The sequence below is a fragment of the Salipiger sp. PrR002 genome (assembly GCF_010500775.1).
Taxonomy (GTDB): domain Bacteria; phylum Pseudomonadota; class Alphaproteobacteria; order Rhodobacterales; family Rhodobacteraceae; genus Salipiger.
Window position 1 is genome coordinate 57,668 of sequence record NZ_JAAGOU010000020.1, and the last position, 26,232, is coordinate 83,899.

Here is a 26,232-nt window from a genome sequence, read left to right on the forward strand (position 1 = left end):
GCCCCGGGTCAGCTGTCCATCTTGAGTGCGGAGATGAAGGCCTCCTGCGGGATCTCGACCTTGCCGAACTGCCGCATCTTCTTCTTACCGGCCTTCTGCTTCTCGAGCAGTTTCTTCTTCCGGGTGGCGTCGCCGCCGTAGCATTTGGCGGTCACGTCCTTGCGCATCGCCGACAGGGTCTCGCGCGCGATCACCTTGCCGCCGATCGCTGCCTGGATCGGGATCTTGAACATGTGGCGCGGGATCAGCTCTTTGAGCTTCTCGCACATGGCACGGCCGCGCATCTCCGCGCGCTCGCGGTGCACCATCATCGCCAGCGCGTCGACCGGCTCGTCGTTCACCAGGATCGACATCTTCACGAGGTTGTCCTCGCGATAGCCGATCATGTCGTAATCGAAGGAGGCATAGCCCTTGGTCACCGATTTCAGGCGGTCGTAGAAGTCGAAGACCACCTCGTTGAGCGGCAGGTCATAGACCGTCATCGCGCGCCCACCCACATAGGTCAGGTCCATCTGCAGGCCGCGGCGCTCTTGGCACAGCTTCAGCACGTCGCCGAGATACTCATCGGGCACCATGATGGTGGCCTTGATGCGCGGCTCTTCGATGTGATCCACGGTCGACATGTCGGGCATGTCGGCGGGGTTGTGCAGGTCGCGGCGCTCGCCGTCCTTGGTGTAGAGGTGGTAGATCACCGACGGCGCGGTGGTGATCAGCTCGATGCCATACTCGCGCTCGAGACGGTCGCGGATGACCTCAAGGTGCAGCAGCCCGAGGAAGCCGCAGCGGAAGCCAAAGCCGAGCGCCGCCGAGGTTTCCATCTCGAAGGTGAAGGACGCGTCGTTCAGCGCCAGCTTCTCGATGGCGTCGCGCATGTCCTCGAAGTCATTCGCATCCACCGGGAAGAGTCCGCAGAACACCACCGGCACCGAGGGTTTGAAGCCCGGCAGCGGGTTGGCGCATTGCTTCTTCTCATGGGTGATCGTGTCGCCGACGCGGGTGTCGCGGACCTGCTTGATCGAGGCGTTTAGATAGCCGATCTCGCCCGGGCCGAGTTCCTGCACGTTGGTCATCTTGGGGCGGTAGACGCCGACATCGTCGACATCATAGGTGCCGCCGGTCTTCATCATGCGGATGCGGTCGCCCTTCTTCAGCACGCCGTCGATGATCCGCACGATACAGATCACGCCGAGATACTGGTCGTATTTGGAATCCACCAGCATCGCCTTCAGCGGCTTGTTGCGGTCGCCTTCCTTGGGGGCGGGCAGGCGCTGCACGATGGCTTCCAGCACGTCGGGGATGCCGACGCCGGTCTTGGCCGAGATCAGGCAGGCGTTGGAGGCGTCGATGCCGATCACATCCTCGATCTGCTCTTTCACCCGGTCGGGTTCGGCGGCGGGCAGGTCGACCTTGTTGAGCACCGGCACGATCTCGTGGTCGGCGTCGATGGCGGTGTAGACATTGGCCAGCGTCTGCGCCTCGACCCCCTGCGTGGCGTCGACCACCAGCAGCGAGCCTTCGACCGCATGCATCGAGCGCGCGACTTCATAGGCGAAGTCGACGTGGCCGGGCGTGTCGATGAGGTTCAGCACATAGGTCTCTCCGTCCTGCGCCGGATATTCGATGCGGACGGTGTTGGCCTTGATGGTGATGCCCCGCTCGCGCTCGATATCCATCGAGTCGAGCATTTGCTCCTGCATGTCGCGTTCGGCGACGGTGCCGGTGAGCTGAATCAGCCGGTCGGCCAGGGTGGATTTCCCGTGGTCGATGTGGGCAACGATGGAGAAGTTACGGATATGCGCGAGATCGGTCATGATTGGGTCGATATGTAAGGGTTTTCGCGCCCGGTCAAGCCCGCGCGCGCGGGCCTGCGCGGCGTCACGCCCCTCGTGGTGGCGACGCGCTGCCGGCCCGGTCGTCTCGGCACGCGATCGCCCGCCGTTTCAGCATTGCTCGCGCAGCACATCGGCACCCGCTCCCACACGCTCTGCATGGGCGCAAACCCCCATGGCGCAAGGCTAGCCCCTTCTTCTCTTTGGTAAATACGCCGGGGGTGAATTGGCCGCAGGCCAAGAGGGGGCAGCGCCCCCCCAAAACAGCGGCAGGACAATCGCATTAGGGCCAATGATCGCTGCGTCCAGCAACGAATCGGTGAATTGAAAAACCCGTGCACATGGGGCATTCTGGTGCAAAGCCTCGATGAGGAGGGCGCAAAGCCCCGGAGGCACAGGCAAGGGCAGCGAATGGGCAGGCGGATGAAGCCAATTTATCTGGTGACGATTCTCGCGTTCGTGGCGGGCTGCGGCGGCGGCTCGCGCGACTATGACGTGACGCGCTTTGCGACCGGACCGGTCAGCAAGGCGTGCATGAATTCCGATCGCAAGGCGCGCAGTCGGGCGCTCTGCGGGTGCGTGCAGGCAGCGGCGGATACCGAACTCAGTTCCGGTGATCAGCGCAAGGCCGTCGGTTTCTACCGCGATCCCCATCGCGCGCAGGAAGTGCGCCAGTCCGACCGCAGCTCGGACCGCGATTTCTGGAAGCGCTATTCGGCCTTCGTCAATCGCGCCGAAAGCCTGTGCCGCGGGATTTGATCGCCCGTAGGCGCGGTGGCTGGGGCTGAACGGGCTCAACGTCCAATGCATTGTGACCTCTGACCTCAGGGCGCGGCGCTAAACGCTGACGCCCCTGAACGCTTCGCATTCTACGCGACCGCGCCACCCGGCCCACCCGGCAAAACCCTTGGAAAGCTGCATCTGCGGCCCGACATTTGCGACAACACGCCGCTGCGCGCCTCTGTCCTCTTTAAACGTGAGGGCCCATGCGCCACCTTTGTGCGATGCAAACCGAGGTGCCTCCTATGTCCCATCTGCCGCCGGAGACCGGCATGCCGGCCAAACCCGCCGGCTCCGCCACCGCGAGCGCCGAGCGTGAGACATGGCCCGCCGTCTGGCGCGGCTTTCGTCGGCGCTGTCCGAGCTGCGGCAACGGGCCGATTCTGCGCTCCTATCTCAAGGTGCGCGATCATTGCCCCGTGTGCCGCGAGGACCTGCATCACCATCGCGCCGACGACGGCCCGGCCTATCTGACGATCCTCATCGTCGGCCACATCATGGCGCCGGCGCTGCTTTGGGTGTTCACCACGTGGCGGCCCGAGCCGCTGATCCTGATCACGATCTTCCTTATTGGCTGCATCGGGCTTTCCCTCTACCTTCTGCCGCGACTGAAGGGGGCGATCGTGGGCTTCCAATGGGCGCGCGAGATGCATGGTTTTGCGCGCGAGCCCTGAGCCCGCGCAACGACGTCCCCGCCGATAAGACCGCAGGAAGGCAGGGCAGAGGCATGAGCAGCGACAAGACAGCGATCCGCGACGCATCCACGGTGATCGTGCTGCGCGACCGGGACAGCCGCCCCAGCATCCTGATGGGCCAGCGCGGCGCGGCGGCGGCCTTCATGCCCAACAAGTTCGTGTTTCCCGGCGGCGCGGTGGACGAGGTCGACGCCGAGGTGAAACTGGCCGGTCCGCTGCCCGCGCTCTGCGCTGCGCGGCTGGCCGAGGATGCGCCCGCGGGCCGTGCCAATGCGCTGGCGGCGGCGGCGATCCGCGAGCTTTGGGAAGAGACCGGGCAGATCCTTGGCTGGCCGGGCAAATGGCCGGTTGCGCCGGAGGGCTGGGAAGGGTTTGCCGAGACCGGCCACCGCCCCGACGCCTCGGCGCTGCAATTCGTGTTCCGCGCCATCACCCCGCCGGGCCGCCCCCGGCGTTTCGACGCGCGCTTCTTCCTTGTCGAGGCCGAGGCGCTGTGCAGCGATCCCGATGATTTCTCTGCCGCTTCTGATGAGCTGTCGCACCTGCAATGGGTGCCGCTCGACGAGGTGCGCCGCTTCGATCTGCCGTTCATCACCGAGGTGGTGCTGGCCGAGGTTGCCGCCCGCGTCGAAGATCGCAAGCCGCCGCGCTCGGTGCCGTTCTTCCGCAATGATGACGAGGAAAGCCTCTTCCTGCGCCTACGGGGTCGCGCGCCGGATCAGCCCGAAAGCGACCGTCCGCGCCGTCAGCTGCGTATCAGAAGGTAATATCCCGCAAAAAGCAGCGCCGCGAGCAGGGCGAGGTTGAATATCAGCCCGCCCAGAACGCCCAGCTGCCAGTAGCGGCGGCGGGCCTTAGCGTCGATGCCTTCAAGGTGGGCGGCGACGCGGGTTTCGGCCCGGCGCAGCGCCTGCATATCGATCTGTTTGGCGAGCTTGGGGTGGCCGGTCATGCCCTGCGCCGCGCGCAGCTGCGCCAGATCACGCCGTGCCCACCGCGGCAGGCGATGCGCGGCGCGGCTTGCGCGCTTCTCGAAACTGCCCTTGCCGAGCCCGAGGCGGCTTTCGAAGAGCGGCATCAGACGTGCGCCGATTTGAAGGTCCTGATCCATAGGCGCACAGTCGGAGATTTGCCGGGCCCGCGCAACGTCCTTCGAAGGAAGTTGCAAATCTCTTCGAAGAGATTTGGCGGCGCGGACCCAACGCTTTTGGCCTTTTCCCACCCGCGCCCGCGGCTTAGACAGGGCGCATGCTGAACATGATCCGCCACGGCTCTGCCACCGACCTTCCGCCGCTCGTCATCGTCCACGGGCTCTTTGGCTCCGCCCGCAACTGGGGCGTGATCGCCAAGCGGCTGTCGGACCGGCGGGAGGTGATCGCGGTGGACCAGCGCAACCACGGCGACAGCCCGCGCAGCGAGAGCCACAGTTATCCCGACATGGCCGCTGACATCGCCGAGGTGATCGAGAGCCTTGGCGGCAAGGCCGACGTGCTGGGCCATTCCATGGGCGGCAAGGCGGTCATGGTGCTGGCGCTGACCCGCCCGGATCTGGTGAACCGGGCCATTCTCGCCGACATCGCGCCGGTGACCTATACGCACAGCCAGTCAGGAAATATCGAGGCCATGCGCGCCGTGGACCTGACGCAGGTCGAGAAGCGGTCCGAGGCGAACGACCAACTGGCGGCGCATATCTCCGATCCGACGCTGCGCAGCTTCTTCACCCAGTCGCTCGACCTGCAGAACAAGCGCTGGAAGCTGAACCTCGACGTGCTGGACGCGGAAATGCCGAAGATCATCGGGTTTCCGCAGATCGACGGTCAGTTCGACGGGCCGGCGCTGTTCTTGTCGGGGGCGAACTCGGACTACGTGCAGGCCGAGCACAGGCCGCGGATCAAAGAGCTGTTTCCGAACGCGAAATTCGCAAAGCTGCCGGGCTGCGGTCATTGGCTGCACGCCGAGAAACCGCGCGAGTTCGAAGCGGCGGTGCGGGCTTTCCTCGATCTGACCGCCTGAAAATCGTCTGAGAGCCGCCTGTGATCTGATCGCCCGAGGCGCGGCTCGCTGCCCGATTTGCGGGCGCTGCGGGTCGGGAATTCGGATTTCCCAAATCTAGGCATTCCCGTTCCGAAAAATCCCTGTCTTTCCCTTGCTCAGGGGAGGGCGGGGCGGCTTGTAGTTTCCGAAAGCCTTATGTTCGGAAAGGAAAGCCCCTATGCGCGCGCAGCCCTCAGTCGCTTTCGAGCAGGTGCAGCCTGCCGTCGAGCCAGGGCAGTTGGCGCAGCGCGGGGCTGATCACCAGATCCGAGACCAACTGGCGCATGGTGCGCGCCACGTCGCGCGGCACACGGTCGGCCCAATCGGCGGCGGCGAAAAGCGAAATGGTGCGCGAGAAGGGCTTGATGGGCAGCGGATGCGCCTCGATCCGGTCGTGCACCCGCGCCGCGCGCATGAAGCCGAGCGGCGTGGTGATGCCCCAGCCGACGCCGCGTGCCACCAGCGTCATCAGCGACAGATGGGCGCCGATCTCGAACCGCTCGGGGAAGTCGAGCTTGAGCCGCGACAGATGCGTTTCGATCTGCCGTCCGATCAACTGGTCGCGGTCGTAGCGCAGCAGCGGCAGCGCCGACATCAGCGCCTCGGTGCCGCCCGCCTCGCGCGCCTTGCCGCGCGGCGCCACCAGCACGAAGGGATCGCGCACCAGCGGGTATTCGATCACCCCCTGCGCCGCCGTGCCGGGACTGGCAGCGATGGCGATATGCAGGTGGCGATCGGTCATCGCCTGCATGATCTCATGGCTTGGCGCGGTCACCAGCTTGAAGCGGCAGCGGGTCATATTCTCGGCCAGAATGGTGACCAACTGCGGCGTCAGATCATTGTCGAAATCGTCGATGACGCCGAGGTTGAGCTGCGACAGATGGGTCAGATCCATCACCGTCAGCTCGTTCTGCGCCAGCCGCAGCTGGCCCAACACCGCCTGCGTGCGCATCAGGAACGAGCGTCCCGCCGGGGTCAGCTGCATCGGCCTGCGTCCGTGATCGACAAGATCGGCACCAAGCGCGGTTTCGAGATTGCGCAACTGCTGGCTCACTGCAGGCTGGCTGAGCCCGGTGCGTTCGGCGGCCTGCGCCACCGAGCCGCTGGCGGCCAGCGCCTCGAACACCTCCAGCCCGCGCAGGGTGATCCCCTTCATCAGCATCGGCTCGTCCCTCATTCGCTGTGGCGCCGCTGTGCCGGTGCCCGACTGCGCCATGGCTTGGTCCGGGCGCGGCCCGGGCTCGGGTCGACCCTCGCACAGATTTACAAAATCCGAAACTCCCAAGCGACAGGCCAGTGATTCCTCCCATGTCCGTAACCTATCTCAAATCCGCTCCCGGCCTGCCGCCGCGCTCTGCCGCCGATACCGCCGACATCGTACAGATCATGCTGGCGCGGCTGCGCAGCGAAGGTGCCGAGGCGGCGCGCGACTACGCCGCGCGGCTGGACGGCTGGCAGGGTGAGATCCTCGTTCCCGCCGCGCGGCTGGCCGAGGCGCAGCGGGCGCTGCCGGTCTCGCTGCTGGAAGATATCGCCTACGCCCATGCCAACATCCGCGCTTTTGCGCAGGCGCAGCGTGCCTCGGTTCAGGAGTTCGAGGTCGAACTGCGCCCCGGCCTGCGCGCCGGGCAAAGGCTGATCCCGGTGGGCTGTGCCGGATGCTACGTGCCGGGCGGGCGCTATGCGCATATCGCCTCGGCGCTGATGACGGTGACCACCGCGCGGGCCGCCGGGGTCGAGACGGTCATCGCCTGCTCGCCGCCGGGACCGGAGGGCATCCATCCGGCGATCCTTCATGCGTTGCATGTGGCGGGGGTGGACGAGGTGCTGACGCTTGGCGGGGTGCAGGGCATCGCCGCGATGGCCTTTGGCCTCTTCGGCCAGCCAGAGGCGGATATCCTTGCGGGGCCGGGCAATCAGTTCGTCGCAGAGGCCAAGCGGCAGCTGTTCGGGCCGGTGGGCATCGACATGGTCGCCGGGCCCACCGACGTGATGATCCTTGCCGATTCCTCCGCCGATCCGGATCTGGTCGCGCTCGATCTTTTGGGGCAGGCCGAGCATGGGGGCAATTCGCCGGTCTGGCTGGCCACCGATCACCGCCCGCTGGCCGAAGCGGTGATCGAGCGCCTGCCGCGCCTTGCGCAGACGCTGCCCGACCCCAACCGGAGCGCCGCGCGCGAGGCCTGGGCGCAGCTTGGCGAGGTGATGCTGGTGCCGGGCCGTGAGGAACTGGCGGCGCTGTCGGATCACTATGCGCCCGAGCATCTGCATGTGCAGGCCCGCGACCTGCCGTGGTGGCGCGCGCGGCTGCGCGCCTATGGCTCGCTGTTTCTGGGCGCTCAGACCACGGTTGCCTTCGGCGACAAGGCGGCAGGGCCAAACCATGTGCTGCCCACGGGCCGCGCGGCGCGGCACACAGGCGGGCTGTCGGTGCATAAGTTCCTCAAATGCGTGACATGGCAGGAAGCGGACCCGCAGGCGCTGCCCGATCTCGCCCGCGCCAGCGCCGGAATTTCCCGCGCCGAAGGGATGGAAGGCCATGCCCGCAGCGCCGAGGCGCGGCTCGCGCCGGCACCGCTGCGCGCGGTCGGATGAGGGGGCGGCGCAGATAGATGGCGCCAGTCACGGCCCTGTGATGTGCCTCCAAGATGCTGATAAATAGTGTATTTATGGCATCCCTTTGCCCGGCCCGCATAAACCCGCGAAAATTTCTTCTCTCGCAGCGACGGGACCTTTCCGGCGCTGCGTAAAAGCTTGTGATCGGCAGGCACTGAGGCCTCCGGCGAAAGTAGCGATGAATGAGGAGATCGCAGCGATGACACGCATGAACAAACTGATGACCGGTGCCGCCCTTGTGGTTCTGGGCACGGCGAGCCTTGCCTTTGCTGCAACCGACGCCAAGCCGATGGGCCCCCGTGGCGATCGCCCGGCGCCCATGACGCAGATGTTCGAGACCTTCGACACCGATGGCAACGGCAGCATCAGCCGCGACGAATTCGCGGCCAATGGCCCGGCGGCAGGTTTTGCCGACGCCTATGCGGTGGCGGATGCCGATGGCAACGGTGAATTGGAAGGCGACGAGTTGATCGCCTTTGCCGATGCCCGCAAGGCGGCGCGCGAAGCGCAGCAGCTGGAGATGCGCAAGGCGCGCATGGAGCAGCGCATGCTCGAGCGGTTCGACGCTGATGAAGATGGCAAACTGACGCTCGAAGAGATGCAGGCGCAGGGGCCGATGGGCTTCTTCGACCGCTTCGATGCGGATGAGAACGGCGAAGTCAGTCAGGACGAACTGGCACAGGCTGGCCCGATGCGTCAGGGCCCCGGCGGCGAAGGTCCGCGCGGCGGCAACGACCGGATGATGCGCCATGACGGCGGTCAGGGTGGCCAGTTCCGCGGCGAGCAGGGCCATGGCGGCCCCGGCGGCCACGGCGGTCAGAAGGGCATGGGCTTCAAGCGCGGCCCGCAGGACGGCAGCGGCCCGCATGGCGGCGAAGGTCCGCGCGGCGGCGGCATGCAGGACTTCTGGCAGTACTGAACGGAACCGGGCGGGCCGCGTGTTGCGGCCCCCCGGCCATTGCGCAGCCCGGCGCTTCGGGCTAGCGCAGAGGAATGGACCGGATGCCCTTTGATGCCATGAGCGAAGCAAGCGACGAGGCGTTGCTGGCGGCCTATGCCGCCGGTGATCAGACCGCGGCACGGGCGCTGGTTCAGCGCCTTGCGCCGCGCGCCTTTGGCCATGCCGTCCGGATGCTGGGCGACCGGGCCGAGGCGGAAGATGTGGCGCAGGAGGCCCTGTTGCGGCTGTGGCGCGCCGCGCCGGGCTGGCGCGACGGCGAAGCGAAGGTCTCGACATGGCTCTACCGGGTCGTGTCCAATCTTTGCATCGACCGGATTCGTCGTCGCCGCGGCGGAACGGTGGATCTGGACGAGATCGCCGAGCCTGCCGATCCGGCCCCCGGGGCCGAGGCAGCGCTGCAGGGCCGCGCCCGCGAAGGCGCCCTGCAAGAAGCGCTGGACGCGCTGCCGGAACGGCAGCGGCAGGCGGTGGTCTTGCGGCATCTCGAGGGGCTTTCGAACCCCGAGATCGCCGGGATCATGGAGATTGGCGTGCGCGCGGTGGAAAGCCTTACCGCGCGTGGCCGCAAGGCGCTCGAGGGTCTGCTGGCCGGAAAGCGCGCAGAGCTGGGGTACGACGATGACTGACGAGCGCAGGATAGAAGAAGGGGATCTCGGCCCCCTGTTCGAGGCGGAACGGCGCGACGCCGCGCTGCCCTCGGGCGACTGGATGGCGCGTATGGAGGCGCTGGCGCTCGCCGAGCAGCCCGCTCCGCGCCCGGCTGACGTGCCCCGTGCTGCTGCCTCTCGCGGCGGCGGCTGGCGCGCCGCGCTGCGCGCCTTCGGAGGCTGGCCCGCGATGGCCGGGCTCGCGGCGGCCTGCGCTGCAGGTGTGTGGATCGGCGTTGCCTCGCCCGATGCGATGTCGACGCTGATCTCTTACGACACCAGCAGCACACTCTCGGCGCTCGACCCGTCGAGCGGCTTTGACTACGCGATGTTGGGACTTTGAGAATGGCATCTGAAACACCGAAACCGGCGAGCTCGCAGGCTGGCGGCAGCACTGGCCGCTCGCCGCGCTGGATGCGCTGGCTGCTGCTCGGCTCGCTGGCGCTGAACCTCGCGGTTGTGGGGATCGTCGCGGGCGGCGTGCTGCGCCACGGCGGACCCGATCGCAACGGGCCGCCGCGCGGCCGCGACTTTATCGCGCCCTATACGTCTGCGTTCTCTGACTCGCAGCGCCGCGAATTGGGGCGCGAGCTTTTCGCCTCCTTCGAGCGCAAGCATGGTGACGAGCAGCGCCCGGCACCGTTCCGCGCCTATCGCGACACGCTGGAACTGCTGCGCGCCGAGCCTTTTGACCGGGCGGCCTTTGAGCAGCTGCTCAGCCAGCAGGATGCGCGGGCGGCGGAACGCCAGAAGATGGGCCAGCAGGTGCTGGTGGACTATGTCTCGGGGCTGTCGCCCGACGAGCGCGCCGCCTATGCCAATCGGCTTGAGTTGAAACTCGACGAGTTGGCGAAACGCCTGCCTCCGAAAAAGCGCGACTGATCGCGCGCCGGACGGGCGGTTCTGTCCGGCATAAACGCCCCGTCAGCGCCGCAGGGCGCGCGGCGCGTCCTGCAGGGTAGGGCGCGCGAGCGCGGGGCGGCCCAGATGCACCTGATTGCGCCCGGCGTGTTTGGCACGGTAGAGCGCTTGGTCCGCTCGTTTTAGGGCATCCTCCGCGGTGTCCGGTCCGAAGCTGAGGGCCAGACCGATGCTGATGGTGACCTGCGGGGCGCAAAGCGGCTGTGTCGCGACCCGCCTGCACAGCTTCTCTGCGGTGGCAAGCGCTTGCGCGGCATCGGTGTTCGGCAGCGCGATGAGGAATTCCTCGCCCCCGAAGCGCGCGACGAGGTCGGCGCTTCGCAGATCGCGCGCCAAGGTTCGCGCCGTGGCCGCGAGCACCTGATCGCCCACCGGGTGCCCGCAGAGGTCGTTCACCGATTTGAAATGGTCGAGGTCCGCAAGAAGGATCGCCAGCGGCTCGGCCTGCTGCTGCGCCTGTTCCAGCATTCGTGCCAGATGCGGCAGCGCATAGCGGCGATTGTGGAGCCCGGTGAGCGGATCGGTGACCGCGGCGCGCAGCCCTTTGCGCAGCGCCTTTCGGTGGCTTTGGACCCGCCGCGCCCGGCTGATCAGACGCGGCAGGCGCAGGGCCAGTTCCAACGGATCGAGCCCGCCCGACATCACATCGTCGGCCCCGAGGTCGAGCGCCTTGGCGGTGATCTCCGGCTGACCGGGTCCGGTGACATAGACAATGCAGGGCGGGTGCCCGCGCCGCTGCATGCGCAGCTGCGACAAGAGCGCGAGCCCGCTGCCAGCGCCGCAGCCGGTGTCGATGAGAATGATCGCCTCTGACGCGGGCGCGCGCGCCGCCAAGATCCGCGCCGGCTCGGCGGTGCGCAGTTGCGCGTCGAGCGCGATACGAAGCTGCGCCGCGGTGGCATCGAGGGCCGGGTCGGCTGTGAGCGGAAGCAGCGTGATCTTGGGCGGCCTGCTGAACCCTTGCGGCGCTTCGGCCAGACCCAAGGCGCGCTGGGTGTCGTCGCGCATCCGCATTTCGTCGCACGTGCGGGCGTGGCTCAGCAAATTGCGCAACCGGGCCAGCAGCACCTCGCCATCGCTGCGGGCAATGACATCGTCCGCGCCGACGGCGAGCAGCGCCAGCCGCTCTTCGGGGCGGTCCTCGTCGGAGCGCAGCACAAGCGGCGTATCGCGGTGACCGCCAAGCGCCCGGAGCCGGGTGCAGAAGCTGGTGCCGCACATATCCGGCAGCATGCTGCCCGCGATCACCAGATCGGGCGGGGTCGCGGCGGCGAGCCGCAGCGCTTCGGCGCCGCTCTCGGCGGTGGTGACCGTATAGAAGGCTGAAGCCAGCTTGGCCCGCAGCAGGATGCGCTGCTCGGCGGTCGCCTCGGCGATGAGGATCCGTCCTGTCATCTCGTCCAATCGTTCTCCTGCCGCGGCGCGGCGCCCTTCGCGCTAATGCCCGCCCGCGGCCTCCTCCAGCCAGCGCGGGGCATGGTTCCATTCGTCCCGTTGGGTCCCTAAGAAGCGCCCGCACCTGCGCGTCGCGGGCGGGGCTTGCATCCGAATGCGCGCTCAGTCTTTATGAAAACTGGTTAAAAAAGCCTTTCGAAATCCGGGAGAGACGCGAAGATGCTGGGCCGCGACCAAGCAGAACTGATCGGCTTGCAGGCCGCCGCATGGCTGGCCGCCAATGACGAGCTCTTGCCGGTCTTCCTCGGGGCGACCGGGGCCTCGATCGACGACTTTCGCTCGAATCTCTCCGATCCGGGCTTTCAGGGCGCCGTGCTGGATTTCCTGCTGATGGACGACGCATGGGTGCGGGCGTTCTGCGACGAAAGCGGCCATGCCTATGATGTGCCGTTTCAGGCGCGCCAGCATATGCCCGGCGGCGGCGAAGTGCATTGGACATGAGCCCGTTGCGCCGCCGCGCCGACGGGGTGCTGTTCGACAAGGACGGCACATTGTTCGATTTTGCCCGCACTTGGAACGCTTGGGCGCTGACGGTGATGCGGCAGCTTGCCGGGGGCGAGGCCGCGTTCATCTCCGCCATGGCGCGGGAGTTGCGCTTTGACCTCGAGACCGAGTCTTTCTTCAAGGACAGCCCGGTGATTGCCGGGACCAATCGCGAGGCCGCCGAATGTCTGGCCCGCGGGCTGGGGCGTGCCGATGTCGGCGAGATCGAGGCTTATCTCGCGGCCGAGGCGGCGCGCGCGCCGCTGTCGGAGGCCGTGCCGCTGCTGCCGCTGCTCGAAGGGCTGGCGCGCGAGGGTCTGCGGCTTGGGGTCATGACCAACGACAGCGAGACCTCGGCGCTGGCGCAACTGCGCGGGGCAGGGGTGGCGCAGAGTTTTGACTTCATCGCCGGTTTTGACAGCGGCCATGGCGCGAAACCTTCGCCAGAGCCGCTGCTGGCTTTTGCCACGGCTGTTGGGCTGGAGCCTGCGCGGGTGGTCATGGTCGGTGACAGCACCCATGATCTCGAGGCCGGACGGGCTGCGGGAATGATGACCGTTGCCGTGCTCACCGGTCCTGCGGAGGCTGACGATCTTTCTCCCCACGCCGATGTGGTGCTGCCGGATATCGGCCATCTGCCCATGTGGCTGAAGTCTGAGGTCGCCTGATCAGGGACATCTGCCCAGTCCCTGACGGTTTACCGCTCCATTAATCTCTCTGCGCTAAAGTTCTGGCGGGCCTGTCTGGTGGCAGGCCTGCTTTGAGACGGGTTCGACAATCGCGCTCGAGGATCGCCCTCAAGGATCGCCGTCAAGGATCGCAATGGAAACCCCAAAGACAGGAGGATGGGCGGATGCACGGGCTGGTCGCCCGCACACTCCAGTGCTTTTTGCAGGACACTTATGGGCCCGACCTCTGGCGAGAGATCGCGACCCGCGCGCGTCTCGAACTGCCGGATTTCGAGGCGATGCTCGACTATGAGGCGCAGCTTGTCGGGCGCGTTCTGCAGGCCGCCGAAGCCGAACTCGGCAAATCGCGCAATGTCATGCTCGAGGACATCGGCACCTATCTCATCACCCATCCCAACAACGAGGGACTGCGCCGGTTGATGCGCTACGGCGGTGAGGATTTCATCGACTTCCTGCACTCGCTCGAGGAACTGCCGGGGCGCGCGCGACTCGCGGTGCCTGACCTTGATCTGCCGATGCTGGAATTGCGCGATGTGGCCTCCCGGCAGTTCACGCTGATCTGTCACTGCAGGCCGCCCGCGAGCACCGGGTTTTCCCATGTCATGGCTGGTGTGCTGCGCGCCATGGCGGATGATTACGGCGCGCTCGCCTTGCTTGATCTGCGCGACGGAAGCGGAAGCTGTGAGCTCATCGACATCACGGTGATCGAGACCGCCTTTGCCGAGGGGCGCCGGTTCGATCTGGGCGCGCATGGGGCAGGGCGCCGCCGATGATGGAGCTGAGCCTGCCACAGACCACGCTCGATGCGCTCTGTCCCATGCACCTGCGTCTGGATGCGAGCGGCCGGATCGTCGCGCTGGGTCCGACCCTGCGCCGCGTGCTGCGCGGGGGCACAGAGCGGATGGGGGCAGACTTCAGCGGCCAGCACTTCAGCAGCATCCTCGAGATTTTCCGTCCGCGCCGGATCACCGACATCACCCAGCTTCACGCGGCGTCTGGACGCAAGCTGCATCTTCGCTTCACCGGTCGCGCCGAAGAGCGCCGTGGCAGTCTGCGCGGCCTTGCGCTGCCGGACACGGGCGGCGGGGCGGTGCTCAACTTGTCGTTCGGTATTGGCGTGGTCGAGGCGGTGCGCGATCACGCGCTGACCAGCAGCGACTTCGCCCCGACCGATCTGGCCATAGACATGCTCTATCTTGTCGAGGCGAAATCCGCCGCGATGGAGGCCTCGCGCACGCTCAACCGGCGTCTGCAAGGGGCGATGCTGGCTGCCGAGCAGCGCGCCTTCACCGATCCTCTGACCGGCTTGCGCAATCGCCGCGCGGTGACCCACGCGCTGGCAGAACTGCTGCGCCGGGATGCCGAATTCGCGCTGATGCATGTGGACCTCGATTTCTTCAAGCAGGTCAATGACACGCTGGGCCATGGGGCAGGGGACCGCGTGCTGCAGCAGGTGGCGCGGATCATGCTTGAGCTCACGCGGCGTGACGACACGGTGGCGCGAGTGGGGGGCGATGAATTCATCATCATCTTCGTTGGGCTCACCGACGCCGAGCGGCTGTCGGATCTGGCCGAGCATCTGATCCGTCGTCTGGAGGCGCCGGTGGCCTTGGGAGAAGATCGCGCGCAGATCTCGGCCAGCATCGGAATCGCTGCCAATGGGGAGGCTGCGCGCTATGGCAGCGCCGGCGCGCTGCTCGAGGATTCCGACACAGCGCTTTACGCCGCCAAGCGCGCGGGCCGCGGACAGCACGCGTTCTTTCGGCGCCCGCCGGAGGGTGCCACCCGCGGGCACGGCAATGCGCTGAGGGGCGCGCCAGAGCGCGATCCCGGGCGCGACGGGCCAAAGCCAGAGGGTCGCGATGGGGTTGCCGCTAGGTGAAGTAAAAAAGACCAAGAAATTTTCCAGAAGGGGGTTGCGCCCCTCCGACCTCTGGCGTAAATCCCGCGCCACGGTTGGGGCGTAGCCAAGTGGTAAGGCACCGGTTTTTGGTACCGCGCACCGTAGGTTCGAATCCTACCGCCCCAGCCAATTCCCTCAGAAAGTGTGTGACGTTCGCCGAAGATTGGAACCTATCCGGTTCTACTTGGCATCTTGCCCGGGCAAGACTGGCATCTGCTGACATTCCGAACGTCTCACCGTCCAGAATCCTTCCGAACTAACAGGCATTTGCGCCGGTGTGATCTCGCCTCTAAACTGAGCGGTGACGAACACGGAGGGCATAGGTATGGCCAACTGGTATTCGGCCGACCTGCACTTCGGCCACCACCGCATCATCGACTTCTGTAAGCGCCCCTTCGCCTCAACCGCGGAGATGAACGCGGCCCTGATCGCCAACTTCCAGGCCTGCGTCGCGCATGATGATGACCTGTGGATCTTGGGAGATTTCGCCTTCGGTCGCGCTGACGATACGGCGCAGTTTGAGAGCTGGTTTCACAGCCTGCCCGGCCGCAAGCATCTGATCATCGGCAATCACGACGACGAAGCAGTAATCTCGCTCCCCTGGGCCAGCACAGAGTACATGGCCGGGATCCAGGACGGCGAACATAGCCTCGTCCTGTGCCACTATCCGATGATCACTTGGAACGGCGCACGCAGAGGCGCCCTGCAGCTGTTTGGCCATGTCCATGACCAATGGGCGGGATCGCGAAACAGCGTGAACGTGGGCGTCGATCAGTGGGGTTTTCGACCCATCCAGATTGAAGAAATGGCAAAGCGGGCAGCCCGTATGCCCGTCAACAAGCACTGGTCGGATGTCGAACATGGAAAGGAGCTCGGCTAACAATTGCATCTTGCAGAGCGGCCCAAGCACCGTTTCCCAATGCTTCTAGTGCAAAACATCGGCGGCTCTTTCGCAGCCGAGTACTCTGGTGCGAGCTGTGAAACTACTGTAAGTGTCTATCGTGCTGAATGGAAAGTAAAACGCGTAATCTGGAACCCTTTCCATCCACGCGGAGCTGAAGATAGAAGTGTCGACCATCTGGGTGTGCAAGTAGATACTCATTGGTGATGTTCTGAAAGATTCAGTTCTTTTTTGTCGTACAGGGTGGATATGCGTCTCCTGAGCAAGAAGTGACCAATCAAAAATGTCCATAAAGTGTCTTGATTTAGAAAATTATAAAGCCTTTGCTCGGCGAGCTGAGTTCAAAATCCGCCCAATTACTCTTTTCTACGGGTACAACAGTGCGGGCAAAAGTGCGGCATTGAGATTTTTGAAGATACTCGCGGATTCGACGGATGGAACGAGCTTCGCGCCAATTAACTTAGGGTCGGACGCTATCCGAGGATCCAATTTTCAAAGCATTTTGTCGAAATATAACTCTTCTCAAAGGCTCGAGTTTGGCTTGGCTTTTGAGCATTTTGAAGTCAACTTCACTGTATTTGAGGTGCGGGAAAAGAACTCTCAGATCATTCAGAGGCTTGAGATTAATGCATTTGAAAACTCTAAATCTATTGTTTTAGATTGGAACCCCTATGGGCTTCCTCTTGAAAATGCTTTGAGTAGTTACGCTTTTTTCGACGATCAAGAGAAGATCTTCGACGAAGAAATCACATTTGATGGTCTTGTTCCGCTGAAGTACTCGGAGCGGCTTGCGCCGTTCCTAGCGCCGCTAGCACACGAGCTGAGGAAATTCAGTCGAAATTTCGTATCCCTCGCACCTGATTGCACCGTGCCGGGTAGATTTCATACCGAAACCACGCCTGCGAGGAAAATATCATATCGCGGTGATGGAGTGGTTTCCAGACTTCAATCCGCCGATGATGATGTGATCGCCGATATTTCGAATTGGTACCAGAAGGCGACAGGGTACTTATTTGTACGGAGTGAGATAACTATAGGAAACCAATCCGGACATCGCTTTACGCTTCATCCAAATGCCGATCTAAATATTGACGTAGACATCATCGATACCGGTGAAGGCATGGGGCAAGTCCTTCCTGTGGTCAGTCTGCTAACCCTTGCGCAGCATAATGTCTTGGGATCAAATCCTGTTATCTCTCTGGAGCACCCTGAGCTTCATATCCATCCAGACGCTCACGCACACCTTGCGGACCTGTTTTGTCGAGTAATTTCAGAGAATGAGAACTGCAGCATTTTGGTCGAGACTCATTCTGAGAACCTGTTGCTCGGATTGCAGCTAGCGGTTGCGAGGGGCGAGGTCAGCCCGAATGACATCGCGATTCACTGGGTACGCGGCACAGAAATGGGAGCTGTCGTTGAAGTTATCGAGCTTGATGAAGGTGCACGCCCGATTAAAGATAACTGGCCCATTGATGTCTATCGAAAGAATTCGAAAATAGCGCGTGAAATCTTTGAAACACGTAAGAAGATCGAAAGATGATTTTTGAGCTAAACAGGAGTTGCTTTGTTAGCGATAACGGCACAATGTCACTCATTTTCATGGCGAATATAGCTCTCAAAGGCCGCCATCGCCTGTACGTGTGCCATCCAGAAGATGAAGCATATCTAAAATGGTTTGAAGGCCTCGGAGCATCCCTCCAAGAGAACTGGCGAGTAGCACTAGATACAAGCATAAGTCTTGAAGCGCTTGAGTCGGCGAAATACAGCGTGCTGGTTTGTAATGATACTGATCAATGCTACGATCGCGAGAGCTTGGTACTTGACTTGAGTGCCGCCGAGCGTCTCATTTACGAGCCGTTTAAAGTCTTTGTCGAGAACAATGGTGCGGACCGAGATTTCTTACTTACATTTTCCACCCATGATCAATTTAATAAAATTCGCGAGCTGGAAGCGGCAAACTTATTCTCATTCGAGCACTGCGGCGGGATTACGGAACTTCCTAAGAAGGTGGAATATTACGCCAATGAGAGAAGAGTAAATTACTTGAATTGCTCTGCAGTCTTCGACTCCGATGCGCCCTCCCCAGATGCGGCCTCGAAAGAGGCTATGATAGCAAAGGATGTATGTGACAGGCATGGTGTGTTTTCACACGTGCTGCGGCGCCGTGCGATCGAGAATTACCTGTCACGAGACTGGCTGAATACGTGGGTGAATAAGTCACCAAAGTCGGCCAGGAGCAATAAGAAGAAAATATTTACCTCTTATTGCAAACTCAACCTTGAGCAGCGCAGTCATTTCCATATGAAGCGCGGCCTAAAAGTGGACAAAGATGGAATCCAAGCCGGAGCTATTACCCTCTACAGTGACGTTTCGGATGGCGACCTCTGCACACTTAATGAGGGCTTTGGCGATAACTTAGCTGGGGATTTATACGCTGCGGATTGGGTGCAAAACGCTCAGACAGTTAATGACTCTGACGCTTGGGGAGAGGTCAACGGTATGATAAATGAAATTCTGGTGCAATGCAGATGAGAACTCCAAGCTATCATTCCGACCCGCACGTCACCTTCTTAAGCAAACTTCTCGAGGAGATTCGCGAAGGAACCATCCAAGTTCCCAAGTTTCAACGCCCACTCGTATGGAGTTGGGAGGATCGCCTTGAGTTACTGCGTAGCATTAGGGATGGCATCCCTATGGGTGCAGTAATGGTTTGGAGGGCCAACGAGCAGAAGCTTGAATGCTATGAGAATTTAGGACCGTTCAAGATTCGCTCCAAATCATCGATCCCTCAGTATCTTCTTGACGGAGTCCAAAGGCTTTCGACTTTGCTTGGTGCTCTTTCGCCAGTGACCGACATTGACGTCGAAGCTGATGAGTTTTTGTCTCCAGATGGAGAGCCGCCGACAGAGAACTTTGAGGTTCACTACGACTTCTCTGTCGATGATTTTGTTAAGTCTGAGGATCTGCATCTCTCTCGTCATGGCGAAACTTTGCCACTTAACCTACTCTTTGACAGTGTAGGGATGCTGCGTTTCCAGAGAGGCTTAAAGGGTACGGACGCAGAAGTGGACGAAAATCTCGAGAAATGTGACCGCTTAGTTTCCGCGTTTAGAGATTATAAGGTTCCAGTTATACCGATTGTCACTGAAGACATCGAGATGGCAACGAGGACATTCCAGAGACTGAATAGTCAAGGTAGGGCAATGAGCGAAGCCCATATGATTCATGCGCTTAGCTGGGGCCAGAATTTCGATCTTAATGCGAGAATACGGGAAGTTAAAAGCGCTGATCTATCGGAATTAGGCTGGTCTGGCCTAGACGATGATATCTTACTGAAAGCATGCAAGATTGCTTTGGGGTTCGGCGTATATGTTAAAAATGCTGACGAAATTGGCGCGGCGCTTAAAGATGATCCAGACGTTGTCGCTCGCGTAGGTACGGCTTGCAAGAGATCGATACAGTTTCTTAAAGAGCACTGTGGTATTAGCAGGCCTGATCTCCTACCCTACGCCTTTCAGTTAGTCCTGATAACAAACTCATTCCGCAACTTTCCTATCCTTTCTGATCGTCAAGTGGAACGTTTAACCTCATGGTTTTGGACGACAACTTATTGCGAGTATTTTGCGGGCATGTCTGGAGACCGAATCGAGAAAGCTAGACAAGACCTTGAAAGGGGCTTGGCTGATGACGTGTGGCAGCTGAGCAGCTTCGATCCATTCGAAGTTAAAAGGCTAAATCGAAAATTTGACTTTAGGTCAGTGAGAGCCAAGGCTTTTGCTCAACGTTTAGCGGAGGCCTACTCCGTGACTTGGTCAGATCTGGGGCGCACCGAAGCCGGGCTGAAGGGGCACGAACTGCTTACGAGGTACGGTAGGGAAGCTCTGGTCCAGCTGCTGCCGCGAACTGATCCCAAGAAGATAATTTATTCGAGCTATGCAAATCGGTTCCTCGTAGCTCCGGCAGACGCAGCAAAGTTGAGAGATGAGCTAAACTCTGCCAGTATTTCTGAGACGACAGCTTCGAAACTTTTGCTTTCTGAAGAGATGTTGGCTGCGGTTAAAAACGGACGCCACCAAGAATTCGTCGCTCTTAGGGAGGAAAAGATTTCGTCGGTTGAAAAGGACTTCTATCAGCCGCACCTTATCGAAATGGGAGTTTCTATAACGCCGTAATACTGACAGGCTAAAAGTATGAACCTGTTTTTCAATGCGGCTCCGCGTTCAAAAACCTTGTTTCCCATCAGGCTCCAAGTGCTCAAGCATCACCATCGTGACGATTTGGCATGGCGTGTTCGCTGGGTCGCAAAGGAGGATGGCGACGGCGCGGGCTATGATATCGCGAGCTTCAGCCCGGAGGGGCGCGAACGTCTGATCGAGGTAAAGACGACCAATGGGTGGGAGCGCACGCCATTCCACATCTCACGGAACGAGCTGGAGGTCGCCGCCGAGCGCCGCGACGACTGGTATCTGTTCCGTCTCTACGATTTCGCGCGCGCTCCTCAGGCCTTTGAGCTGAGGCCGCCGCTCGACGCTCATGTCACGCTCACCGCCACCAACTTCCAGGCCAGTTTTCAATGACGCAAAGCCACCGCATGTTCGCCCGCACGATCGGTATTGATTATTCGGGGGCTGAGACCGCCGAGGCCAGCCTGAAGGGCTTGAGGGTCTATGAAACCGTCGGCGACGGCGAGGCGCATGAAGTCTTGCCTCCACCGGGTCCCAAGAAATACTGGACCCGAAGAGGGCTGGCGGAGTGGCTACAACAAGAGCTTGATAGCGTTTGTCCCACGATCGTCGGCATCGATCACGCCTTCTCTTTCCCGATGCGTTATTTCGAGCGCCATGGATTGGAGCCGGATTGGCCAGCCTTCCTTGATGACTTCTGCCTGCATTGGCCCACCGATCAACCCCACACCTATGTTGATTTCGTCCGGCACGGGCATGTCGGAAATGGTGGTGCGCGGACGGGCGAACGACGCTGGCGCCGGTTGACGGAAGAAGCGACTGGTTCGGCCAAGTCTGTGTTTCATTTCGATGTGCAGGGGGCGGTCGCCAAGTCGACCCACGCGGGCATTCCATGGTTGCGGCAAATTCGGGCAAAGCGGCCCGAGTTACACTTCTGGCCCTTCGATGGATGGACCCCGGCTGCGGGCACGTCAGTGATCGCCGAGGCCTATCCGAGGCTTTGGAGCGCCGCTTACCCCAAGGAGGAGCGAACCCCGGACCAGCATGATGCCTATGCGATTGCACGCTGGTTACAGGAGGCAGATCAGTGCGGTGAGATCGTCAATGCGCTGGCGGCTCCCATGCCTGATCCGATTGCAGCTACCGGGTTGGTGGAGGGATGGATCTTGGGAGCATCTTGGCCGCCACAGATGACCAAGAGCGAACCACGCAAGAAGCGCACCGCTTCCGGGGGCAAAACGACAGAGCCTGGCTTCATAAATCGCAACCTGCAGGAGGTCGTGACGCGCACCGACCTGCCGGGAAACGACCATAATCAGGTCACCTATATCTTAAGGTGCCAAAGCTGCGACCATCGGTACGGGGCAAACGGGTCTGATATTTTCCAGCGCCGTTGCCCCGTTTGTGGAGCCGGACGCCCAGGTCTCCCGATCAGCTAGGTGGCATCATGGCTTACGCGCAGCATGGCGGGCTGGGCGACAACAGCGCGAATGTCCGCGACCACCTTCTCGACATGAAGCGGTCAATGTCACGCCTGGTCGGTGGTGCTCGATTTTTCATCGAATGTCGCGGATCGGCCAAGCAAATTCTGCTTTCACCCGGTAGACATGTTAAATGTCAAAATGACTTTAGACATCCCATTGAAAACAAACAGGAATGATTCGCTCCCCCAGTTGACTTGCGAATCGCGAACCCACATGATTCGGGCATCCGTCAATTAGAATTGCCCAAGGTTCGCACATGAAAATCCACGGCGCAGCCGAGATCATCAAATGTCGTCTGCGGATAGAGGCAGGCTTTACGATCAAAGAACTTGCGGCCCATCTCGGGCGCAATCCTTCTACGATCAGCCTGGTCATTGGCGGTCACCGGAAGAGCCTTCCGGTCATAACTGAAATCGCGCGCCTGCTTGGCGAGGACCCCGAGGAACTGGCTTCGCTTCTCGCCCAACCCGAAGGAGAAGCCTCAATGACCTAAACCATCGATCTCGATGAAAGAACAAAGGCCCCGCAGCGCGAAGCGTGCAGAGCCCTTGGTAGGTTGGTCCCTTCTTTCATCCCACCACACCAGCGAAAAGTCAACAGGCACGCGTGAGCGGCTTGCTCCTGCGTGTCCTCGCAATCCGGTGCCGAACGGCCCGGAAACAGGGATGCTTTGCCATGAATATGCCAATCGAACGCAGTCTATACGCGCCGGTCACGCCGGTCGGTCGCGACCTCTCCGGGATGCCAGAAGCCTTCCGTAGGGCCTATGGCCCGACAGAAGCGTTTCCGGATGATCTCGGGGAAATCTTCCGTGAAGATAGCCCCGTGCTTGGCTACCGAGGTCAGCGTACAATCAATCCGAGATCCAGAAATGCCTGCCGTATTTTTGCGGTGTTTCCCGACCTTGAGACGCGCTTGCCGCGGATCTATGGCCTGGACAGCCAAACCGAGTATCATCATCTTGCTCTAACGCTCACTAACCCGTCGGTTCTTCAAGTTCGGGAGCAAGTGGGTCCGGTCAGGTTCCGTCGCGGAGACGGGTCCATAGGCATCCACTATTTAGATCTGGTGATCACCCACAAAACCGGGCGTAAAGTCGCTGTGGCGGTGAAGCCCACGTCACGCTTGGCATCTGGCCGTTTCCTGTCCGACTTAACGCGAATCCGATGCGCAGCGGTGCCCGAAGTGGCGGATGAACTGCGCTTGGTGACGGAGCAGTGCTTCTCCCGTACTGCAGCGGTGAACGCCGCCACCTATCTACGCTTTGCGCTGTGCCCGGATGCTGATGCTGACGCGCGCCTTGGAGAGACCGTGGCAAAGCTCGACGGGGAGCTAACCATCGCTGATCTGATAATTCTCAGCCGTACCGGCTCACGGGGTTTCCGTGCTGCGTACCGAGCTATCTTTGAACAGCGCTTGGGCTTGATTAGCAGCGGAAGCATCAACCTTCACTCGATCGTTCGGAGGCCGCAATGACAATCCGAATGAACTTCGGCAGGGTCACACGCTACCACATCAACTCGGTCCCATATTTCTTCCAGGAGGCCGACGACCAGCACGCGTTCTTCCGACGAGATGACGGGTCGGCCGCAGTCGAGAGGTTTTCTTGGGCCACCCTGCATGACATCATGAAGCGACCAGACTGGAATTACGAAAAGCTTCCCAAAAGCGTGGATGAAGCAAAGTCTCGGCCTCAGCCCTATACTTGCCTCTCAGCGTTAACGCCGACGAACCAGACGCTCGTCTGCAATCGGTGGTTTTTCGTTTGTGGCCTGGCCAAGAGGTACTCCGAGGGCGGTCTTATCCTTCGTCCTTATAGCGTCGAGCAGCATTACCCGCAGATCAAGGCCTATGCCGCAGAGGAGTGGAAGACATTCCACGAGATCTATAGGGCTAAGTATTTTAGTTCCAACGGCAACGGCTTTGGTTTCGACGCATCCCCGGCAAGCATCCTGCGGTGGTATCGCGCTGTCCAAAAAGCGGGTGGCCGCATGGATGCGCTCATCGATAAGCGCGGGAGGGCCTCCAAGGTCGATATCGACCAGGAAAGCTACCTTTTCATCCAACGACACCTCAGAGAGTATCTGCAGAACCAGCGCCACACGGGCCGTGAAGTCGTTGAGAACACGATCAACGCGGTGCGTCGGGAAAACGAACGACGAGAGGCCTCCATGCTTCCGCTGCTCCAAACGCGTGGCAAGACAGCACTGTGGGAATGGCTGAAGCGTTTTGATCGTTTGGAGGTCGACGCTGGCCGTGAGGGCCGCGCGATCGCAAAGCGCCGTTACTTGGGTGTTGGCAAGACCAATCGGGCAACCCGCCCTGGTCAGGGATTCCTAGTGGACGAGTGGGAGATGGATGCGCGTACGATTATCTTGAATGGGCCCATCAGAGAGGGGCTTGATCAGAAGACGATCGACCGGCTGCCACGCGGGCGTCGATGGCTTTACGTCGTCCTGGACGTCGCGACCAGATACATCGTGGGCTTGCTCATCGCGTCGACACAGAGTTCAGCATTAGCCATTCGGGCGCTGGAAATGTCGACACGAGATAAGTCGGATTTGGCAGCTGCCGCAGGCGCGAAGTCCGCCTGGCGAGGATTTCCGTTTGAAGGCATCGAAAGCGATACCGGATCTGCCTTCCGCGCAGGTGCGACGACTCGAGCGGTCAATGAGACATACGCCTCCTACAGTTACCCCAACGTCGGCGAGCCTCAATTACGAGGGGTAATCGAGCGATCTTTTCTGACGCTGGCGCATCGCGCCATGCCCTATGTGCCGGGAAGGACTTTCTCGAACCCGAAAGAGCGCGGCGATTATCCGACAGAAGAAACGGCCGTTCTAACTGACGACCAACTGGCGCTGCTCTTCATCCGCTACATTGTCGATGTCTATCACAACACACCTCACACTGGCCTCCTTGGGGAAACGCCTGCGGCGGCCTTGGAGCGTCTCGGCGGCACAGTCGGGCTTCCGCCAAAGTTGCCCGCCACCATGCGGCGCCGGGCTTTCGGAATATCGCTGGAGCGAAAGGTAACAGCCAAAGGCCTCTCGGTTCTCGGGGTTGCCTACAACTCTGGGATGCTTCAGAAGCTGCGTCGTCGGCCTCAGAACGCCAAAGTTGCGCTTTATCTGGACCCCAATGACATTGGCACGATCAGCGTCTGGACCGACAAGGAATGGCTTGAGGTTGAGTGCAGCGTCGAGAATTTTCACGGGGTGAAACTCGACGAATGGGTTGCCGTCGGACGGATTCTGCGACGCCGTTACGCTGGGCAGGCGGCCCTTGCTGCCGACACCATATGGGATGCGCTTCAGGCAATGCGCTCTCGGGCGAATGAAGCCATGCGTATCATGGGCGTGCTGCCGCAACAGACCACCGCAGAGGACGTGGAGCGCCTGGAAAAGGAGCTCTACCTCGGGCTCTCGGTCATCGAAAACGAGGGGCCGGACTTGGAGGGGCTGGAACGCTCCACTGACGGGATCGGCTACATCATAGGCGATCCTGACGTCGGACAAAGTGATGCACCATCGGTCGAAGCTCTTTCTCCCTCTACTGATGTTCCTGACGATGACGGAGATCCGGACGAAGACACCACCTGGTGGCAGGAAGGAGGTGATCTATGACACTCGTCCTTCAGCCGAGCGACGTCGATCGCAGTGTCCAGGCATTGCGCCGCGACATCTTCATCGAGAATTCTGACGCGCAACGCATCGCGTGTCAGATAGAAGGTTCTCTTCGGGAGTTCCTTGCGGCGAAAGAACTTGGACACCCCTTCGACGCCAGAGGCGTCGTTGTTTTAGGCCGGAGCGGGACCGGCAAGACCAAGAGCGTCCTGCATTCGCTCGAAACCCTCGGTCTACACAGAACGGCCGTAGGTCATTCTCCGCGCGGCCATGTTTTCGTTCCGCTCCGGGACGATGTAACCCTTCGCAAGCTCCGCATGCTGATTTCATTGGAATATGGTTGGACGCCAAAGGCTCGCGATTCCGCCGAGGACATATGGCAGTACGTTGCCGCCTACATCGAGAGGTTACAGACGCAAGTTTTGGTCTTGGACGAAATCCAGCATGTGCGTGCCGCAGGCGCCAAGGACCGCCAGTCCATGCGTGACGCATTGAAATCACTGGTGCAGCCTCAGAAAGGACAGGTCATCCCCATCCTGATCGGCACCCCGGAGTTCGCGGAAATCCTCAACTCGGACCAGCAGTTCAAGCGCCGGTACAGTGTTGTGCACATGACTGATCTCGATCCCGGCATCGATGCGTCTCGGGCAATAAAGGTTCTGGCGCGCTATTGTCGGGGGATGGGGCTAGAGCTCGGCAAAAGCGTGAAGACACGGGACTTTGCCGAGAGGTTGCTTCACGCCTCCTATTACGCCTTCGGCGAACTTTGTGAAATCTGCATCTTGGCTCTAAAAGCGGCTTTGGTCGCTCGCGACAAGGTGCTAGAGATTGAGCATTTCCGGTCCACCCATGCGCAACGCTTCGACTGCCTGGCAGAGATGAATCCGTTCATCGCCGAAGATTTCGTCAGCATACCCACAGATGTCAGCTTGGACGGGCGAAGGGGGCTATGAACGTGCAATTACAAAAGGGATAGTGCCCCGCGGCGTGGTGTAGGAAGCCGTGAGCGTCGCTGATCGCGAGG

At 61.4% G+C, this 26,232-nt stretch carries 27 protein-coding genes, 1 tRNA gene and 1 pseudogene; 25 read left to right on the forward strand and 4 right to left on the reverse strand.

Annotated features, from left to right (window positions below; translation table 11 throughout):
• Positions 1 to 8 precede the first annotated feature (8 nt).
• Positions 9 to 1,811: a translation elongation factor 4 gene (gene lepA / locus G0A00_RS18050; RefSeq protein ID WP_164185457.1), complete on the reverse strand. Its 1,803-nt coding sequence runs from the start codon at positions 1,809 to 1,811 to the stop codon at positions 9 to 11.
• A 429-nt stretch (positions 1,812 to 2,240) separates the two neighbouring features.
• Here lepA and G0A00_RS18055 point away from each other — a divergent pair, with 429 nt between their 5' ends.
• From G0A00_RS18055 to G0A00_RS18065, 3 genes are all read left to right on the forward strand, one after another.
• A complete protein-coding gene (locus G0A00_RS18055; protein WP_235953378.1) occupies positions 2,241 to 2,588 on the forward strand; it encodes a hypothetical protein in 348 nt (115 codons plus the stop codon).
• Positions 2,589 to 2,881: 293 nt separating this feature from the next.
• Positions 2,882 to 3,283 (forward strand): DUF983 domain-containing protein, encoded by a 402-nt coding sequence (locus tag G0A00_RS18060; protein ID WP_224906167.1) that lies wholly within the window; start codon positions 2,882 to 2,884, stop codon positions 3,281 to 3,283.
• Between the two features lie 53 nt (positions 3,284 to 3,336).
• On the forward strand, positions 3,337 to 4,071 hold the full coding sequence (locus G0A00_RS18065; RefSeq protein WP_164185454.1) for an NUDIX hydrolase: 735 nt from the start codon (positions 3,337 to 3,339) through the stop codon (positions 4,069 to 4,071).
• Here G0A00_RS18065 and G0A00_RS18070 read toward each other — a convergent pair.
• The gene (locus tag G0A00_RS18070) at positions 4,050 to 4,415 is read right to left on the reverse strand and encodes a hypothetical protein (protein WP_164185452.1); all 366 of its coding nucleotides are present in this window, start codon (positions 4,413 to 4,415) and stop codon (positions 4,050 to 4,052) included. The two genes, G0A00_RS18065 and G0A00_RS18070, sit on opposite strands and share 22 nt — an antisense overlap.
• 137 nt (positions 4,416 to 4,552) lie before the next feature.
• Between G0A00_RS18070 and G0A00_RS18075 the strand changes: the two genes are divergently transcribed.
• On the forward strand, positions 4,553 to 5,317 hold the full coding sequence (locus G0A00_RS18075) for an alpha/beta fold hydrolase (RefSeq protein WP_164185450.1): 765 nt from the start codon (positions 4,553 to 4,555) through the stop codon (positions 5,315 to 5,317).
• Between the two features lie 214 nt (positions 5,318 to 5,531).
• Here the strand turns inward: G0A00_RS18075 and G0A00_RS18080 are convergent, their stop codons facing one another.
• The gene (locus tag G0A00_RS18080) at positions 5,532 to 6,500 is read right to left on the reverse strand and encodes a LysR family transcriptional regulator (protein ID WP_164185449.1); all 969 of its coding nucleotides are present in this window, start codon (positions 6,498 to 6,500) and stop codon (positions 5,532 to 5,534) included.
• 146 nt (positions 6,501 to 6,646) lie between these two features.
• Between G0A00_RS18080 and hisD the strand changes: the two genes are divergently transcribed.
• The 5 genes from hisD to G0A00_RS18105 all read left to right on the forward strand — a co-directional run bounded on the left by hisD (position 6,647) and on the right by G0A00_RS18105 (position 10,444).
• The gene (hisD, locus tag G0A00_RS18085) at positions 6,647 to 7,933 is read left to right on the forward strand and encodes a histidinol dehydrogenase (RefSeq protein ID WP_164185447.1); all 1,287 of its coding nucleotides are present in this window, start codon (positions 6,647 to 6,649) and stop codon (positions 7,931 to 7,933) included.
• Between the two features lie 220 nt (positions 7,934 to 8,153).
• Positions 8,154 to 8,873 carry an EF-hand domain-containing protein gene (locus G0A00_RS26565; RefSeq protein ID WP_235953376.1) on the forward strand — a complete coding sequence of 240 codons (720 nt, stop codon included), beginning with the start codon at positions 8,154 to 8,156 and terminating at the stop codon, positions 8,871 to 8,873.
• A gap of 74 nt (positions 8,874 to 8,947) precedes the next feature.
• Complete coding sequence (locus tag G0A00_RS18095) at positions 8,948 to 9,541, forward strand: RNA polymerase sigma factor (RefSeq protein WP_164185446.1); 594 nt, start codon at positions 8,948 to 8,950, stop codon at positions 9,539 to 9,541.
• Positions 9,534 to 9,905, forward strand: coding sequence for a hypothetical protein (locus tag G0A00_RS18100; protein WP_083191314.1), 372 nt, complete (start codon positions 9,534 to 9,536; stop codon positions 9,903 to 9,905). The genes G0A00_RS18095 and G0A00_RS18100 overlap by 8 nt, the downstream gene beginning before the upstream one ends.
• A gap of 2 nt (positions 9,906 to 9,907) precedes the next feature.
• Positions 9,908 to 10,444: a periplasmic heavy metal sensor gene (locus G0A00_RS18105; protein ID WP_164185266.1), complete on the forward strand. Its 537-nt coding sequence runs from the start codon at positions 9,908 to 9,910 to the stop codon at positions 10,442 to 10,444.
• Positions 10,445 to 10,486: 42 nt separating this feature from the next.
• On the opposite strand, the gene G0A00_RS18110 is transcribed toward G0A00_RS18105, so the two are convergent.
• Positions 10,487 to 11,878, reverse strand: a complete 1,392-nt coding sequence (locus G0A00_RS18110; RefSeq protein ID WP_164185272.1) for a diguanylate cyclase — start codon at positions 11,876 to 11,878, stop codon at positions 10,487 to 10,489.
• 219 nt (positions 11,879 to 12,097) lie between these two features.
• Between G0A00_RS18110 and G0A00_RS18115 the strand changes: the two genes are divergently transcribed.
• From G0A00_RS18115 to G0A00_RS18195, 16 genes and pseudogenes are all read left to right on the forward strand, one after another.
• The gene (locus G0A00_RS18115) at positions 12,098 to 12,379 is read left to right on the forward strand and encodes a DUF3572 domain-containing protein (protein ID WP_066107822.1); all 282 of its coding nucleotides are present in this window, start codon (positions 12,098 to 12,100) and stop codon (positions 12,377 to 12,379) included.
• Positions 12,376 to 13,089 carry an HAD family hydrolase gene (locus G0A00_RS18120; RefSeq protein ID WP_164185264.1) on the forward strand — a complete coding sequence of 238 codons (714 nt, stop codon included), beginning with the start codon at positions 12,376 to 12,378 and terminating at the stop codon, positions 13,087 to 13,089. Before G0A00_RS18115 ends, G0A00_RS18120 begins: the two co-directional genes overlap by 4 nt.
• A 185-nt stretch (positions 13,090 to 13,274) precedes the next feature.
• The gene (locus tag G0A00_RS18125; protein WP_164185262.1) at positions 13,275 to 13,883 is read left to right on the forward strand and encodes a heme NO-binding domain-containing protein; all 609 of its coding nucleotides are present in this window, start codon (positions 13,275 to 13,277) and stop codon (positions 13,881 to 13,883) included.
• Positions 13,880 to 14,992 (forward strand): GGDEF domain-containing protein, encoded by a 1,113-nt coding sequence (locus G0A00_RS18130; protein ID WP_235953349.1) that lies wholly within the window; start codon positions 13,880 to 13,882, stop codon positions 14,990 to 14,992. Before G0A00_RS18125 ends, G0A00_RS18130 begins: the two co-directional genes overlap by 4 nt.
• A gap of 75 nt (positions 14,993 to 15,067) precedes the next feature.
• Positions 15,068 to 15,142, forward strand: a tRNA-Gln gene (locus tag G0A00_RS18135).
• Positions 15,143 to 15,338: 196 nt separating this feature from the next.
• The gene (locus G0A00_RS18140; RefSeq protein WP_164185260.1) at positions 15,339 to 15,893 is read left to right on the forward strand and encodes a metallophosphoesterase; all 555 of its coding nucleotides are present in this window, start codon (positions 15,339 to 15,341) and stop codon (positions 15,891 to 15,893) included.
• A gap of 304 nt (positions 15,894 to 16,197) precedes the next feature.
• Entirely contained in the window at positions 16,198 to 17,454 is a 1,257-nt protein-coding gene (locus G0A00_RS18145; protein ID WP_164185258.1) for an AAA family ATPase, read from the forward strand.
• Complete coding sequence (locus G0A00_RS18150; RefSeq protein ID WP_164185256.1) at positions 17,451 to 18,446, forward strand: hypothetical protein; 996 nt, start codon at positions 17,451 to 17,453, stop codon at positions 18,444 to 18,446. The genes G0A00_RS18145 and G0A00_RS18150 overlap by 4 nt, the downstream gene beginning before the upstream one ends.
• Positions 18,437 to 20,086 (forward strand): DUF262 domain-containing protein, encoded by a 1,650-nt coding sequence (locus G0A00_RS18155; RefSeq protein ID WP_164185254.1) that lies wholly within the window; start codon positions 18,437 to 18,439, stop codon positions 20,084 to 20,086. Before G0A00_RS18150 ends, G0A00_RS18155 begins: the two co-directional genes overlap by 10 nt.
• An 81-nt stretch (positions 20,087 to 20,167) precedes the next feature.
• A pseudogene (locus G0A00_RS18160) lies at positions 20,168 to 20,491 on the forward strand (DUF3883 domain-containing protein); the annotation flags it as partial.
• The gene (locus tag G0A00_RS18165) at positions 20,488 to 21,537 is read left to right on the forward strand and encodes a hypothetical protein (RefSeq protein ID WP_203595429.1); all 1,050 of its coding nucleotides are present in this window, start codon (positions 20,488 to 20,490) and stop codon (positions 21,535 to 21,537) included. The pseudogene G0A00_RS18160 and the gene G0A00_RS18165, both read left to right, overlap by 4 nt.
• An 8-nt stretch (positions 21,538 to 21,545) precedes the next feature.
• Positions 21,546 to 21,758, forward strand: coding sequence for a hypothetical protein (locus G0A00_RS18175; RefSeq protein WP_164185252.1), 213 nt, complete (start codon positions 21,546 to 21,548; stop codon positions 21,756 to 21,758).
• Between the two features lie 80 nt (positions 21,759 to 21,838).
• Positions 21,839 to 22,075 (forward strand): helix-turn-helix domain-containing protein, encoded by a 237-nt coding sequence (locus tag G0A00_RS18180; protein ID WP_095881164.1) that lies wholly within the window; start codon positions 21,839 to 21,841, stop codon positions 22,073 to 22,075.
• A gap of 182 nt (positions 22,076 to 22,257) precedes the next feature.
• On the forward strand, positions 22,258 to 23,058 hold the full coding sequence (locus G0A00_RS18185) for a hypothetical protein (RefSeq protein WP_164185251.1): 801 nt from the start codon (positions 22,258 to 22,260) through the stop codon (positions 23,056 to 23,058).
• Complete coding sequence (locus G0A00_RS18190; RefSeq protein WP_164214221.1) at positions 23,055 to 25,208, forward strand: Mu transposase C-terminal domain-containing protein; 2,154 nt, start codon at positions 23,055 to 23,057, stop codon at positions 25,206 to 25,208. Before G0A00_RS18185 ends, G0A00_RS18190 begins: the two co-directional genes overlap by 4 nt.
• Entirely contained in the window at positions 25,205 to 26,161 is a 957-nt protein-coding gene (locus G0A00_RS18195; RefSeq protein WP_164185249.1) for an ATP-binding protein, read from the forward strand. The genes G0A00_RS18190 and G0A00_RS18195 overlap by 4 nt, the downstream gene beginning before the upstream one ends.
• Positions 26,162 to 26,232 lie beyond the last annotated feature (71 nt).